Origin of the sequence: Tenacibaculum lutimaris (assembly GCF_003610735.1) — a bacterium.
In the GTDB taxonomy this organism is placed as follows: Bacteria; Bacteroidota; Bacteroidia; order Flavobacteriales; family Flavobacteriaceae; genus Polaribacter; species Polaribacter lutimaris.
In genome coordinates this window covers 167,280-181,237 of record NZ_RAQM01000008.1, presented here as the reverse complement: position 1 = coordinate 181,237, position 13,958 = coordinate 167,280, and the positions used below count along the sequence as shown (strand labels likewise).

15 protein-coding genes are annotated in these 13,958 nt (G+C 30.1%); 11 read left to right on the top strand and 4 right to left on the bottom strand.

Annotated features, from left to right (window positions below; all coding sequences use genetic code 11):
• The first annotated feature begins 41 nt into the window (after nt 1-41).
• From serC to C8N26_RS07150, 10 genes are all read left to right on the top strand, one after another.
• Nucleotides 42-1,106, top strand: a complete 1,065-nt coding sequence (serC, locus tag C8N26_RS07195) for a 3-phosphoserine/phosphohydroxythreonine transaminase (protein ID WP_120186707.1) — start codon at nt 42-44, stop codon at nt 1,104-1,106.
• A gap of 44 nt (nt 1,107-1,150) precedes the next feature.
• Nucleotides 1,151-2,104, top strand: a complete 954-nt coding sequence (locus C8N26_RS07190) for a D-2-hydroxyacid dehydrogenase (RefSeq protein WP_120186706.1) — start codon at nt 1,151-1,153, stop codon at nt 2,102-2,104.
• Between the two features lie 3 nt (nt 2,105-2,107).
• Nucleotides 2,108-3,346 carry a DUF1015 domain-containing protein gene (locus C8N26_RS07185; protein WP_120186705.1) on the top strand — a complete coding sequence of 413 codons (1,239 nt, stop codon included), beginning with the start codon at nt 2,108-2,110 and terminating at the stop codon, nt 3,344-3,346.
• Between the two features lie 29 nt (nt 3,347-3,375).
• Nucleotides 3,376-4,041 carry a YggS family pyridoxal phosphate-dependent enzyme gene (locus C8N26_RS07180; protein ID WP_120186704.1) on the top strand — a complete coding sequence of 222 codons (666 nt, stop codon included), beginning with the start codon at nt 3,376-3,378 and terminating at the stop codon, nt 4,039-4,041.
• Between the two features lie 31 nt (nt 4,042-4,072).
• A complete protein-coding gene (locus C8N26_RS07175; RefSeq protein WP_120186703.1) occupies nt 4,073-5,170 on the top strand; it encodes an exonuclease domain-containing protein in 1,098 nt (365 codons plus the stop codon).
• 32 nt (nt 5,171-5,202) lie between these two features.
• Nucleotides 5,203-6,018 (top strand): ion transporter, encoded by an 816-nt coding sequence (locus tag C8N26_RS07170; protein ID WP_028892015.1) that lies wholly within the window; start codon nt 5,203-5,205, stop codon nt 6,016-6,018.
• Complete coding sequence (miaA, locus tag C8N26_RS07165) at nt 6,019-6,927, top strand: tRNA (adenosine(37)-N6)-dimethylallyltransferase MiaA (protein WP_120186702.1); 909 nt, start codon at nt 6,019-6,021, stop codon at nt 6,925-6,927.
• Nucleotides 6,928-6,994: 67 nt separating this feature from the next.
• Entirely contained in the window at nt 6,995-7,498 is a 504-nt protein-coding gene (locus tag C8N26_RS07160; RefSeq protein ID WP_028892017.1) for an OmpH family outer membrane protein, read from the top strand.
• Nucleotides 7,499-7,504: 6 nt separating this feature from the next.
• The gene (locus C8N26_RS07155) at nt 7,505-8,326 is read left to right on the top strand and encodes a DUF1853 family protein (protein WP_120186701.1); all 822 of its coding nucleotides are present in this window, start codon (nt 7,505-7,507) and stop codon (nt 8,324-8,326) included.
• Nucleotides 8,327-8,367: 41 nt separating this feature from the next.
• A complete protein-coding gene (locus tag C8N26_RS07150; RefSeq protein ID WP_120186700.1) occupies nt 8,368-8,766 on the top strand; it encodes a hypothetical protein in 399 nt (132 codons plus the stop codon).
• Nucleotides 8,767-8,808: 42 nt separating this feature from the next.
• Here the strand turns inward: C8N26_RS07150 and C8N26_RS07145 are convergent, their stop codons facing one another.
• From C8N26_RS07145 to C8N26_RS07130, 4 genes are all read right to left on the bottom strand, one after another.
• Nucleotides 8,809-9,732: an EamA family transporter gene (locus tag C8N26_RS07145; RefSeq protein ID WP_120186699.1), complete on the bottom strand. Its 924-nt coding sequence runs from the start codon at nt 9,730-9,732 to the stop codon at nt 8,809-8,811.
• A 120-nt stretch (nt 9,733-9,852) separates the two neighbouring features.
• Nucleotides 9,853-10,527, bottom strand: coding sequence for a type 1 glutamine amidotransferase domain-containing protein (locus tag C8N26_RS07140; protein ID WP_120186698.1), 675 nt, complete (start codon nt 10,525-10,527; stop codon nt 9,853-9,855).
• A 77-nt stretch (nt 10,528-10,604) separates the two neighbouring features.
• Complete coding sequence (locus C8N26_RS07135) at nt 10,605-11,174, bottom strand: Crp/Fnr family transcriptional regulator (RefSeq protein WP_120186697.1); 570 nt, start codon at nt 11,172-11,174, stop codon at nt 10,605-10,607.
• A gap of 10 nt (nt 11,175-11,184) precedes the next feature.
• Nucleotides 11,185-12,339 (bottom strand): class I SAM-dependent methyltransferase, encoded by a 1,155-nt coding sequence (locus C8N26_RS07130; protein WP_120186696.1) that lies wholly within the window; start codon nt 12,337-12,339, stop codon nt 11,185-11,187.
• A gap of 118 nt (nt 12,340-12,457) precedes the next feature.
• Between C8N26_RS07130 and C8N26_RS07125 the strand changes: the two genes are divergently transcribed.
• Complete coding sequence (locus C8N26_RS07125; RefSeq protein WP_120186695.1) at nt 12,458-13,912, top strand: serine hydrolase domain-containing protein; 1,455 nt, start codon at nt 12,458-12,460, stop codon at nt 13,910-13,912.
• Nucleotides 13,913-13,958: the final 46 nt, after the last annotated feature.

Sequence of the window (13,958 nt, the reverse complement as noted above, 5' to 3'; positions counted from 1 at the left end):
GTATAAATTTGCACCTTTGTGTAACAAAACACAACTGACAAATGAAAAAACACAACTTTAGCGCAGGTCCTTGTATTTTACCTGAGGAAGTGCTTCAAAAAGCTTCTGAAGCGGTTATTAATTTTAATAATGATAACTTATCTTTAATTGAAATTTCTCACAGAAGTCAACCTTTTGTAGAGATAATTGAGAAAGCAAGAAGTTTAGCTTTAGAGTTATTAGGATTAGAAAACAAAGGCTATAAAGCATTGTTTTTACAAGGTGGTGCAAGTATGCAATTTTTAATGGTTGCATACAATTTATTAAATAAAAAAGCAGCGTATTTAAATACCGGAACTTGGAGTAGCAATGCAATTAAAGAAGCAAGACTATTTGGTGAATTAGTAGAAGTAGCTTCTTCTAAAGATCAAAATTTCAAATATATACCGAAAGGATATCAAATTCCAACGGATGTAGATTACTTCCATTGTACTAGTAATAATACCATTTACGGAACACAAATGAAGAGTTTTCCTGAAACTTCGGTTCCTGTGGTATGTGATATGAGTTCTGATATTTTTTCTCGTCAATTAGATTTTTCAAAGTTTGATTTAATCTATGCTGGAGCTCAAAAAAATATGGGACCCGCTGGTACCACCCTTGTTGTAATAAAAGAAGACATTTTAGGTAAAGTTGAACGTCAAATTCCTTCAATGTTAAACTATCAAGTGTTTATCGATAAAGATAGCATGTTTAATACACCTCCTGTATTTCCAGTATATACTTCAATGCTAACTTTAGAATGGTTAAAAGATTTAGGTGGAATTGAATTTATTGAAAAAGTAAACGAGAAAAAATCAGCGTTACTCTATAATGAAATAGATAGAAACCCTTTGTTTAGAGGAGTTGCTACTGTTGAAGATCGCAGCCATATGAATGCAACATTCACTTTAACCGATGAAAGCTTACAAGCTAAGTTTGATAAAATGTGGCAAGAAGCTAACATTAATGGATTACACGGTCATAGAAGTGTTGGTGGTTACCGTGCAAGCATGTACAACGCCTTACCTTTATACAGTGTTCAGGCCTTAGTAGATGTAATGCAAGAATTAGAAAGAATAAGTTAGATACAACGTCATTTTTTATAATGGCATTTTTAATATAAAGAACGATGAAGATATTAGTGACCGATGGAATTTCCGCTAGCGGAATACAAACTTTAGAAGACAAAGGCTTTGAAGTAATAAACACTAAAGTTGCACAAAAGCAATTAGAAAACTATATAAACGACCATACTATTGATGCTATTACAGTAGGTAATACTACACAAGTACGACAAGAGTTAATTGATGCTTGCCCAAGCATTAAACTTATTGCTTGTTTAGGAACCGAGATGGATAATATTGATGTTGATTATGCTATTGATAATGGAGTTCACGTTGTGAATAGCGAAGATGCTTCTGCTACTTCAATTGCAGAACTAGTATTTGCGCATTTATTCGGAATGGTTCGTTTTTTACATCAATCCAATCGTGAGATGCCTTTAGAAGGCGACCTGAGTTTCAATTTATTAAAAAGGCAATTTTCTCAAGGAATTGAATTGAGAGGTAAAACTTTAGGTATTGTAGGTTTTGGTCATATCGGACAAGAGGTAGCTAAAATGGCTTTAGGATTGGGCATGAAAATAGTAGCGACTGATACTGAAGTTGAGAATGCAACTATTACAATTTCTTTTTTCGATGGACAATCAGTTAATTTTTCTGTAAAAACACAATCGTTAAATGATGTTTTATCAAAATCTGATTTTGTAACCTTGCATTTACCAGCACAAGAAGAGTATGTTATAGAAGCTGCCCAGTTAGATAAAATGAAAGATGGGGTTGGAATTATTAATACTTCAAGAGGAAGTGTTTTAAATGAAGTTGATTTAGTAAATGCTATTGAAAGTGGCAAAGTTAAATATGCTGGATTAGACGTATTTGAAAATCAACCAACTCCTGAAATTCAATTATTAATGAATCCTGAAATTTCTATGACTCCTCATATTGGAGCGTCTACTATAGAAGCGCAAGAAAGAATTGGAGTTGAGTTAGCCAATAAAATTATAAAATTGTTAAGCGAATAATTCATGGCGATTGTAAAACCTTTTAAAGCGGTAAGAGCTACTCGTGATAAAGTAGCGTTAGTTTCTTCTAAATCATATGAAATTTACACCCCTGCGGAAATTGGAGCAAAGTTAGACTTTAATCCGTATACATTTTTACATGTAATTAATCCTGGGTATAAATATCATAAACAAGATGTAACTGGGGAACAACGCTTTAAATTGGTGCATAATCGTTATTTGGAGTTTAAAGAGAACGAAGTTTTTAAACAAGATGAAACTCCCGCTTTTTATGTATATCAAAAAATAACTCCTTCCGATAATTTCTGTGGAATTATAGCTGCAACTTCTGTTGAAGATTACCATAGCAATGTTATAAAAAAACATGAAGACACTTTAAGAGAACGTGAGTTATTGTTTGAAAACTATTTAAAAAATACAGGTTTTAATGCAGAACCGGTTTTACTTACTTACCCTGATAATGAGGTAATAAATTCAATCATACAAAAATATCAGGAACAACGACCAGAATACGAATTTTCTACTTCCGATAGAGATTTACATTTTTTGTGGGTCGTTAATGATAGCAAGGATGTAGCTCAAATTTCTGAAGCATTTCAACAAGTAAATACTTTATATATTGCTGACGGACACCATCGCTCTACTTCTTCTTGTTTATTAGCTCAAAACTTAGCTGAAAACAATCCAGAGCATACAGGTAAAGAAGACTACAATTTTTTTATGAGTTATCTATTACCAGAAAGCCAGTTGAAAATTTACGAGTTCAATAGATTTATTAAAGATTTGAACGGATTAACTCCTGAAGAATTACTGATTGAATTAGACACGCACTTCAGAATAGAAAATCGTGGACAAGAATTGTATAAACCTAAAGAAAAACATCATTTTAGCATGTATTTAAATGGTGAATTTTATGCCTTGTATTTGCGTAAATCACTCTATAAATTCACAGATTGCCTAAGCGAGTTAGATGCATATATTTTATATACAACGGTATTACAACCTATTTTAGGAATAGATGATATTAGAAATGCTTCTAAAATTGTGTATTCTCAAAATAAATCAGACGGATTGGAATTAAAAACTAAGGTTGATAGTGGGGAGTTTAAAGTTTCTTTTGGAATGTTACCTACCAACATCGCAGAATTAAAAACTATTGTAGATGCAGGTTTAATGATGCCTCCTAAAACTACATACATAGAGCCTAAATTACGCAGTGCTTTAACTATTTACGAATTTTAGTACTGTTTCCAGTACACACAGTTATTATTATGACAGGAATTAAAGAAAATCTTCAAAAAATAAAATCAAGTTTACCAGAACATGTAACTTTAGTAGCAGTTTCAAAAACGAAACCTGTTTCCGATTTACAAGAAGCTTACGATGCGGGGCAACGTGTATTTGGAGAAAACAAAATTCAAGAAATGGTTACCAAATATGATGAACTTCCAAAGGATATTCAATGGCACATGATTGGACACTTACAACGTAATAAAGTTAAATACATGGCACATTTTGTGCATTTAATTCATGGTGTAGATAGTTTTAAAACCTTACAAGAAATTGACAAACAAGCTAAAAAACATAATAGAGTTATTAATTGTTTATTACAAGCTCGCATAGCCAAAGAAGATACCAAATTCGGATTACCTTTTAACAAAATAGAAGAAATTTTAGCATCGGATGAGTTAAAAGAGTTAAAGAACATCAAAATCGTTGGATTGATGGGAATGGCAACATTTACGGAGAATCAAGAGCAATTACAAGATGAATTTTCATCGTTAGCGAGCTTCTTCAATAAAAATCAAGAAAAATATCCGAATCTAACTACTCTATCTATGGGAATGAGTGGAGATTATGAATTAGCCATTGAAAACGGAAGTAATATGGTACGAATAGGAAGCTCTATTTTTGGAGTTAGAAATTATATTGCTTAGATTTACATAAATCTGCTAAAAAAAGAGAGAATTGTACGCTATTTTAGACATAGAGACTACTGGAGGAAAGTATAACGAAGAAGGAATTACTGAAATTGCTATTTATAAATTTGATGGACATCAAGTCGTAGATCAATTTATTAGTTTAGTGAATCCGGAAAGAGAAATCCAAGAATTTGTTGTTAAACTAACAGGAATTAACAATAAAATGCTCCGAAATGCTCCGAAATTTTATGAAATAGCAAAACGAATCGTTGAAATTACAGAAGGTTGCTTTGTTGTTGCTCACAATGCCAATTTCGATTATCGAATTTTACGAACAGAATTCAACCGTCTTGGTTATGATTATAAGCGTAATACGTTGTGTACTGTTACCCTTAGCAAAAAACTGATTTCTGAAGCTCCTTCACATAGTTTAGGTAAGTTGTGTAGATTTATTGGTATTCCAATGTCTGACCGTCATAGAGCTACAGGCGATGCATTAGCTACCATACAATTATTTAAATTACTATTAGAAAAAGACACCGAAAAAGAGATTATCCAACAATCCATCAAGTATTTTGATAATAGACACGAAAAATTTCGAGTTCAAAAAATATTAGACGGTCTACCAGAAAAACAAGGAGTATACTACATTCACAATAAAGAAGGCAGTATTATTTACATTGGTAGAGGAAACAATATGAAACATGAAGTAAATAAGCTTTTTTTAACAGAAACCAGAAAAGGTTTAAAAATAGCAAAAAGAGCTTCGGAAGTTACTTTTAATGAAACTGGTAATTTACTTTTTACACGTCTTAAATATCATTTAGAACTAGAAAAATTAAGACCTAAATACAATATTATTAGAAGAAAAAAAATTGCAGATAAAAACTTTAATCATGATCACATGATGATTATTGATAAAGGTCGTATTCCAGAAGAACACGCTGTGATTTTAATAGAAAGTAATGAAGTAATAGGTTACACATATACAAACTTAGCTTTTCAAGAAAATCAGTTATCTATCTTAAAATCAATGCTGACTCCTATTGAAAACAAAGAGCTAGCAAAAACGATAATTAAAAACTACTTGTTAAAGAACAAAGTGTCTAAAATTGTACGATTACAAGTTGAAAATAATTTGTAATATTGTTGTAAACCACTCAATAATTTACTGTTTTGGAAGAAAAATCACTTAATTGGAGGGATAAATTACACGAAATAATTTATGAAGCAGATACTCCTGCTGGAAGGTTATTTGATATCGTGTTGTTATTTGCTATTTTAGCAAGTATCATATTGGTAATGCTAGAAAGTGTAGATAGTTTTGATAAAAAGCACCATACTTTTTTATATATATCAGAGTGGATTATTACAATTCTTTTTTCAATAGAATACATTCTAAGAATTATATCTATCAATAAACCAACTAAATATATTTTTAGTTTTTATGGAATTATAGATTTCTTATCAACAGTTCCTATGTATTTTACCTTCTTCTTTGTAGGCTCACATAGTAGCTTAATAGCTTTAAGAGCTTTACGTTTATTAAGAGTTTTTAGAATTCTTAAAGTATCAAGGTATATAGGTGAGTCTAATCAACTTATTAAGGCATTAAATGCCAGTAAAGCTAAAATTGGGGTATTCCTTTATTTTGTACTCATCATCTGTATCATTTTAGGTTCTATTATGTATTTTATTGAAGGTGCAGAAAATGGTTTTACCAGCATTCCTAGAAGTATTTATTGGTCCATCGTAACCCTTACTACAGTTGGTTACGGTGACATTGCGCCACAAACTGCTTTAGGACAGTTTATAGCGAGTATAACCGTAATTATTGGTTATGCTATTATTGCTATTCCTACAGGAATTGTGAGTTCTGAAATGACAAAAAAGAAAGTAGATTTAAATACTCAATCTTGCTCAAATTGCTCGTACGAAGGTCATAAAGATGATGCAGAATTTTGCTATCATTGCGGAACAAAACTGAACTAAATGCCACAAACAAATACCTTAATTACAATTGTAGGAGCTACGGCTATTGGAAAAACGGCGTTAAGTATTAAACTAGCCCAACATTTTAACTGTGAAATTATTTCGTGTGATTCTCGTCAGTTTTATAAAGAAATGACTATAGGAACAGCGGTTCCTGATCCAGATGAACTAGCTGCTGCCCCACATCACTTCATTCAAAATCGTAGTATTTTTGAAGATTATTCTGTAGGCCAGTTTGAAAAAGATGCTTTAGCAAAACTTGACGAATTGTTTGCTGAAAACCCTATTCAAATTATGGTAGGTGGTAGTGGATTGTATGTTGATGCAGTTTTAAAGGGTTTTGATGAATTTCCTGATGTAGCCCCTCAAATTAGGATTGATTTAACTACTGAACTTGAAAATAAAGGAATTGAACATCTTCAAAAGCTATTAAAAGAATTAGATATTGAAACCTACAATACAATTGCTATTGACAATCCACATCGATTAATTCGTGCCTTGGAAATTTGTATTGGAACAGGAGAAACATATAGCTCTTTTAAAAACAAACCAAAAGCTCCCCGCAATTTTCAAATTATAAAAATTGGTTTAAAAGCAGATAGAGAAATTATGTACGATCGTATCAACCATCGAGTAGATATTATGGTTGAAAATGGTCTAATTGAAGAAGCTAAACAATTACACCAATATAAAGAGTTAAACGCATTACAAACGGTAGGTTATAGAGAACTATTTGAATATTTTGATGGGAATTTCACCAAAGAGTTTGCTATTGAAGAAATAAAGAAAAATTCTCGAAGGTTTGCCAAACGTCAAGGAACTTGGTTTCGTAAAGATCCTGAAATTATTTGGTTTGATTTTAAAGAAGATGTAAATAACATTTTTACAACTATCGAGAGTAAAAAATAAAATTTAACGAATTTTAAGGTTCGTACATTAACCACTTTTTTATATTTGTCACAAAACACAGAAATTTATGAAATTAAAAATCACATTTATACTAGCTTTATTTTTTATCGGATTTACAAATGCACAAACGAAAGTTGGTACTGTAGATAGCGAATTAATTATTAGTAAAATGCCACAAATGAAAGGTGTTTTGCAACGTGTAGAAAACTATGGTAAACAATTAGATTCTAGTTTTCAAATTAAAGCAACAGAGTATAAATCTAAAATTGATTCTTTTAAGGCTGAAGAAAAAATTATGACGGATGATGATAAAAAGACTCGAGTTCAAGAAATACAAGTGCTAGAACAAGAAATGGCTAAATTTCGTCAAAACGGAACAGCAATGATGCAAATTCAACGAGAACAAAGTTTACGTCCGTTATATAAAAAAGTAAGTGAAGTAATTGCTGAAGTAGCCAAAGAAAATGGATACACTCAAATTTTGACAACTACAGGAAATGAATTTGGATATCTTGATGAGCGTTTCGACATCACAAAATTAGTATTAGACAAACTAGGAATTAAAGAGTAATTCTTTATGTACCAAAAACAAAAAGACTTACAATTACAATACGAAGGATTTTTAAAAACACCTTTTCTATGGCATGGAAAAGGTGTTTTTAATTTAGAACAATTTCCTATTTCAATAACTCGAACAACTTCGTTTAACCAAGAGATTACACAAAAATTACGTTTAGGAAAATTGGTAGAACGTTTTGTTTCATTTGAATTAAATCAAGACACTTCTGTATCAATTCTTGCTGAGAACATTCAAATTCAAAAAGAAAAAATTACTGTAGGTGAATTAGATTGTTTATTGTTGAAAAACAAGAAACCAATTCATTTAGAAATTATATATAAGTTCTACTTATATGATGCTTCTGTTGGTAATTCTGAAGTTGAACATTGGATTGGACCAAATAGACGAGATTCTTTCGTTCAAAAACTTAGTAAATTAAAAGAAAAACAATTACCACTACTCTACTCCAATCATACTAAAACTTATTTAGATGAATTAAAGTTGAATGTAGATAAAATAATACAACAAGTATATTTTAAAGCACAATTATTTGTTCCTTTAAAAGACTTCGGAAAAAACTTTAAACAACTAAATAATGAGTGTATTTACGGGTTTTATATCTATCCGAAGGAGTTACTACAATTTTCCGATTGTAAATTCTATATTCCAACTAAACATAACTGGTTAGTAAACCCACATTCAAATATTAACTGGTTAACTTTTGAATCATATCAAGATAAAATTCAACAGTTTTTAAATGAAGAAAACGCCCCTCTTTGTTGGTTGAAAAAACCAAATGGAGAACTTCTTAAATTTTTTGTGGTTTGGTGGGATAATTAGTGTATTTCAAATTACTTATTAAATTTGCTTACTAAAAATCTATGAAATATTTCAAACTCTCTTTTTTACTTCTATTTACTTTAATCACATTCACATCTTGTTTTGAAGTCGAAGAAAACATACTTTCTTGTGTTGATGTCGACATAGCTTTTGAAAATGATTATTATAAATTAGAAGCTGAAGTTTATTCTAGTAAGTATATAGAAGTTAACATAATAAATGAATGTGACTTAGATACAAGAGTTACTGGAATAAAAGTTGAAGGTCAACACCGTGAAGACTTCCAGGTTAAAGGTCTATCAATAGGTACAAATATAACAACAGCTACTTACTTTGATGTTGTTTTTACTCCTACACATATAGGTACTAGAAATGTAATTATTGTAATAAAGCACGAGCTAGGAGAATTGGTAATTAACTTATCAGGTGAAGGAATATAATTTTAAATACTTGATTAATTAATGCCTATTATTAAAACTAAATCAAACTTTTTGTGGTTTAGAAGTTACTTTAAGTTTTGATATTCGTTTTCTTGATGTTATAAAATAAACACCTGATAATAATACAATAGAAGCTATTACTGATTGTGTTGTTAAGGTTTCATCCAAAAAATACCAGCCTAAAAATAAGGCTACAACTGGATTTACATACGCTGATGTTGATACTTTTTCTGTTGGAACAATTTTTAATAAATAATTAAAAGATGTAAATGCAACAATACTTCCGAAAACAATTAACAAAAACATAGCTCCTTGCGCTTTAAAAGACCAATCTAAAGGAGAAGACCAAGTTTCTTTTAATAAAACAGAACCTATAAAGAGAAAAAGTCCTGCAAAAAGCATTTGATAACCTGTACTTACAAAGAAGTTTTTAGGAAGCTTAGCTTTGGCTACAAAAACACTACCGTAACTCCAACTTAATACACATGAAAAAATCATAAAGATTCCTATTAGCATATCTTTTGATGTCGTAATTTCATTTTGACTTACTAACAAATACATTCCTATAATCCCTAAAACAACTCCAATAATAGATTGTCTTTGCATTTTTTTTCCATCAATTAAACGTAGTAGTAACAATACAAATAAAGGCTGTGTAGCCGCTAATAAAGCACCAAAACCACTATCTACAAATTTTAATGCCCACACAAACATCCCGTTTCCATACACTAAAAAAAGAAAACCAGCTATCGCAGAATTTAAAAGTTGCTTTTTAGTCACTTTTATTTCTCTTTTTAAAAGTTTAGCTATTAGCATGATTAGCGCTCCCGATATAGAAAAACGAATGGCTGCTAATAACAGTGGAGAAACCTCAGTAACAACAATTTTATTTAGCAAATAGGTTGATCCCCAAATAACATAAATAGCTATAAAAGCAGCTATAACAAGCGGTTTAGATTCTTTCATTTTATCTATATTCTAATGTGCTAAAAGTACGATAAAACCTTTTTGCTTGTTCTTGAAAAAGAAAAAATCGTTTGAAAATATTTTCAAACGATTTTTTATTAAACACTCACTATTTAATAGTTATAATTTTGCAAATAATTTTTCTGCTACTAATTCAGATGATGCTGGATTTTGTCCGGTGATTAAGTTTCCGTCTTCAATCACATATTCTTGCCAATCTCCTGCTTTGCTATAAATACCACCATTATTTTTCAGTTCATCTTCTACTAAAAACGGTACAATTGAAGTTAATTGCACCGCATCTTCTTCTGTATTAGAAAAACCTGTTACTTTTTTATCTTTAACTAAAGGATCTCCATTTACTTTAGCGTCTTTTAATACAATAGGTGCATGACAAACTGCTCCTACTGGTTTATTGTTTGTATAAAAAGTTTCTATTAAAGCTACAGAATCTTTATTTTCAGCTAAATCCCATAAAGGTCCATGTCCTCCAGGGTAAAAAATTGCATCATAATCACCTTCTTTAACTTCACTCAATTTCATTGTGTTTGCCATTACAGCTTGAAGTTCTTCATCTTTATTAAAACGATGTGTAGCTGGTGTTTGAAAATCTGGTTCGTTACTTTTTGGATCAATTGGTGGTTGTCCTCCTTTTGGAGATGCTAAAGTTACTTCTACTCCTTTATCTTTTAATAAATAATAAGGTGCTGCAAATTCTTCAATCCAAAATCCTGTTTTTTCTCCTGTATTCCCTAATTCTTCATGACTAGTAAGTACAAATACTACTTTTTTCATATTATTTCTATTTTTAAGTTACCTCAAAATTAGTATATGAAAGGTGAAGAAAAATTGATGTATGGTAATAAAGACCTTTATAAAGTTTCTTTTCGTATTCTACTTAAACTTTCTGTTGTTATTCCTAGGTAAGATGCTAAATGGTAATTTTTAATTTGCTGCTCTATATTTGGATAGGTTTGTAAAAATAAATGATACCTTTCTTTAGCTGATAATACTAAGTTGTTTAAAATTCTTTTTTGAAACCTTACTGTTGAGCGTTCTAACTTTTTTCTAAAAAAATGTTCTATTTTGGGTACTTTTTCATAGATACTATCCAAATCACTCTTGGCTACTTTTAACACAGTAGCATCTGTAATACACTCAATAGAAAGTACAGATTCTGATTCGGAAAAATAACCTATGTAATCACTAATCCACCAGTCGTTAATAGCAAATTGTATCGTGTGCTCTTTTCCTTTAGCATCCATAAAAAATGTTCGTAAACACCCTTTTACCACATAATATTGGTAGTATACTTTTTCATTCGTTTGTAATATGGTATCGCCTTTTTTATACGTTACCTCCGAAAAAATACTCTCAACTACTTTTAATTCTTCATTTTCTAGCTGAAGATTTTTAAATACATTACTTACAGATGTACTCATTATAAAAACATTATAGTAATCCTTCTAAATAGTGTTGCTCAATTTGATAAGTTTCTTTTAAATCTGAAATTTTAGCTTCAATACGTTTTTTATCTACTTTTTTAGATGACTTAGCACCAATTAGCATTACATTTTTACGCGTGTGCTCATTGCTTATAAACTCAAAAACCTTGGTAGTATAATTGTTTTTCTCTAAAATTAAAGCACGAATGGTATCGGTAACCATTTCAAACTGACGTTCCTTAAAAATTCCATATTTTAATAAAGGGCTCTCCTGCTCTTTTCCTTTTACTTGCTGGCGGATTTGCTTATGACAGCACGGAGCACAAACAATCAATTCTGCTTTTGAAACCAAACCTTTGTAAATAGCATCATCGGTCGCCGTATCACAAGCGTGCAAAGCGATTAAAATATCTATTTTATTGTTATCGTATTTCTGAATTGGTTGTGCTACAAAAAGCAATCCTTTAAAATCACACTTTTTGGCAATATCATTACAATAATCAACTAAACTCTGGCGTAACTCAATACCTGTTACACTGGCTGTATATCCTTTTTGATTGACCAAGTAATCGTACAATGCAAAAGTTAAATAGCCTTTTCCTGAGCCCATATCTACAATATTGATATGCTTAGGTAATTTAACTGATTGTATTTGCGCTTCAATAATCTCTAAATACTTATTAATTTGGCGGTATTTATCTGCCATTTTAGGAATTACTTTTCCTTCTTTATCCGTTACCCCCAAATGATATAAATATTCGCTGTTTTCAGCTCTTTTTTCTTTGGGCTTATCATGAGTTTCTGGTAACTTGTTTTTAAAACTAGGCTGTGTAGTTTTATAACTTACTTTTTTCTTTTTAGAAATAAAGACTAGCAAATCGTTTTCTAACGTAAATAATGTCGCCGCTCTAAACTTTTCTGAAAGTAAATGAGTAAGTTCTTCAATACTTTCTTCAAACGAATAGTTTTTTGTTTGATCATTTGTTTTATATCGATATAAAAATTGAAAACAAATGTCTCCTTTCAACATTATTTGACGAACGTATACATTCGATAATTCATCACTTTTACGAATTGGTTTACTTAAAGTTAATTTTACAAAATCATTTTTTTGTATGCTGTTTTGAAACTCAGTAAACAGTTGATGTAAGGCTTCTTTCATATTACAAAAATAGACAATCAAATTTGTTTAGTAACAAATAAAAAGTGCTATCATTTCCATTAAAACTGCAACGCTAAATAAAAGTTATCGTTTCTATTAAAACAAATAATGAAATACTATGAAAAAATTAATCACACTTTCTTCCCTTTTACTATTATTATTTAGTTTTTCTTGCTCTAACCAAAAGAAGGAAAACAATACTGCTACCATTAAAAATGAAATTGACTCTTATTTAACAAAAGCTATGGAGCTACATAATATTCCTGGATTAGCTTTAGCAGTAATTAAAAATGATAAAATAGTTTATAAAAATTATTTAGGCAAATCATCATTAGAGAATAATAAACCTGTTGATGAAAATACATTATTCAGAGTTTTTTCAGCGACAAAACTTATAACTTCCACAGGAATATTTCAGCTTATACAAAACAAACAGCTAAGTTTAGAAGACAAAATTTCAAAATACATAAGTGATTTACCACAACAATGGCAAGAGATAAAAGTTAAAAATTTGCTAAGTCATTCTTCTGGTTTACCTGATATTATAAGATATAAAAGTACATTAACTGACGAGGAATTAATGGAAAAACTATTCAATGACAAAATGAATTTTGCTATAGGAAAACAGTTTCAATACAATCAAACAAATTATTGGTTACTCGCTCAAATTATAGAGAAAATTACAGGAATGTCTTTTGATGATTATATTCTTAAAAATCAGTTTGATAATTCTACAAATGAAGTTTTATTTTCTTCTAACTCACAAGAAACTATTCCAAATCGTGCTACAAGATATTTTTATAATGAAAAGACAAAAGAATTTGAAAAAGACACAAATAATAGTGGTGTAAGAGGACATTCAGGAAACGGGCTAAACATCACTCTTGAAAAATTTATTGAATGGAACAAGAAATTGGACGACGACATCTTGTTAAGTGATAAGGTGAAAACAGAAATGTGGGAACCTTTCAGTTTCACGAATAAAAAAGACCATTTTTTACATGGTTGGAATAGTATTCAAGTAAACGGGATGGATTCTTATGGGTTTTCAGGTGGAAATTTAGCTGCATTTAGAAAATTCACAGATAATAATGCAACGATTATTTTATTGTCTAACGGTTATAAAATACCTGCTTATGATATTATTATTAATGATATAGCAAGAATTTCAATCCCTGAACTTAAAGCAAAAAAATTAGCAAAAGAGGAAGATGTTATGAATTTTGTTATTCGTCATCAATTTAACGAAGCTATTCAATCATTCAAAAAGTTAAAAGAAGAAAATCCAAATTCAGACTTTGATAACTTAAAATGGAATATTAACAGTATAGGTAATTCTTATATTTATAGTAAAAATAACATTGAAAATGCTATTGATGTATTTAAATTTAACGCCGAAGTTAATCCTAATTGGTGGGTATCAAAAGCTAGTTTAGCTGAAGCTTATGAAATGAAAAATGATAGTCTTAAGGCAATTAAAAACTATAAAAAAGCAATTCTACTCAATGAAAACAATGAATGGAATTATAATGAGCAAATGAAAAACAAAATAGCTGAACTAAAAAATAAATAACATAATAAGCACATAAGTAAATCTATGACTGAATTTAGTATTTAAA

Excerpts from the sequence above, each read along its gene's own strand:
- serC (WP_120186707.1), top strand. The coding sequence starts at position 42 with ATGAAAAAACACAACTTTAGCGCAGGTCCTTGTATTTTACCTGAGGAA.
- C8N26_RS07190 (WP_120186706.1), top strand. The coding sequence starts at position 1,151 with ATGAAGATATTAGTGACCGATGGAATTTCCGCTAGCGGAATACAAACT.
- C8N26_RS07185 (WP_120186705.1), top strand. The coding sequence starts at position 2,108 with ATGGCGATTGTAAAACCTTTTAAAGCGGTAAGAGCTACTCGTGATAAA.
- C8N26_RS07180 (WP_120186704.1), top strand. The coding sequence starts at position 3,376 with ATGACAGGAATTAAAGAAAATCTTCAAAAAATAAAATCAAGTTTACCA.
- miaA (WP_120186702.1), top strand. The coding sequence starts at position 6,019 with ATGCCACAAACAAATACCTTAATTACAATTGTAGGAGCTACGGCTATT.
- C8N26_RS07160 (WP_028892017.1), top strand. The coding sequence starts at position 6,995 with ATGAAATTAAAAATCACATTTATACTAGCTTTATTTTTTATCGGATTT.
- C8N26_RS07155 (WP_120186701.1), top strand. The coding sequence starts at position 7,505 with ATGTACCAAAAACAAAAAGACTTACAATTACAATACGAAGGATTTTTA.
- C8N26_RS07150 (WP_120186700.1), top strand. The coding sequence starts at position 8,368 with ATGAAATATTTCAAACTCTCTTTTTTACTTCTATTTACTTTAATCACA.
- C8N26_RS07145 (WP_120186699.1), bottom strand. The coding sequence starts at position 9,732 with ATGAAAGAATCTAAACCGCTTGTTATAGCTGCTTTTATAGCTATTTAT.
- C8N26_RS07140 (WP_120186698.1), bottom strand. The coding sequence starts at position 10,527 with ATGAAAAAAGTAGTATTTGTACTTACTAGTCATGAAGAATTAGGGAAT.
- C8N26_RS07135 (WP_120186697.1), bottom strand. The coding sequence starts at position 11,174 with ATGAGTACATCTGTAAGTAATGTATTTAAAAATCTTCAGCTAGAAAAT.
- C8N26_RS07130 (WP_120186696.1), bottom strand. The coding sequence starts at position 12,339 with ATGAAAGAAGCCTTACATCAACTGTTTACTGAGTTTCAAAACAGCATA.
- C8N26_RS07125 (WP_120186695.1), top strand. The coding sequence starts at position 12,458 with ATGAAAAAATTAATCACACTTTCTTCCCTTTTACTATTATTATTTAGT.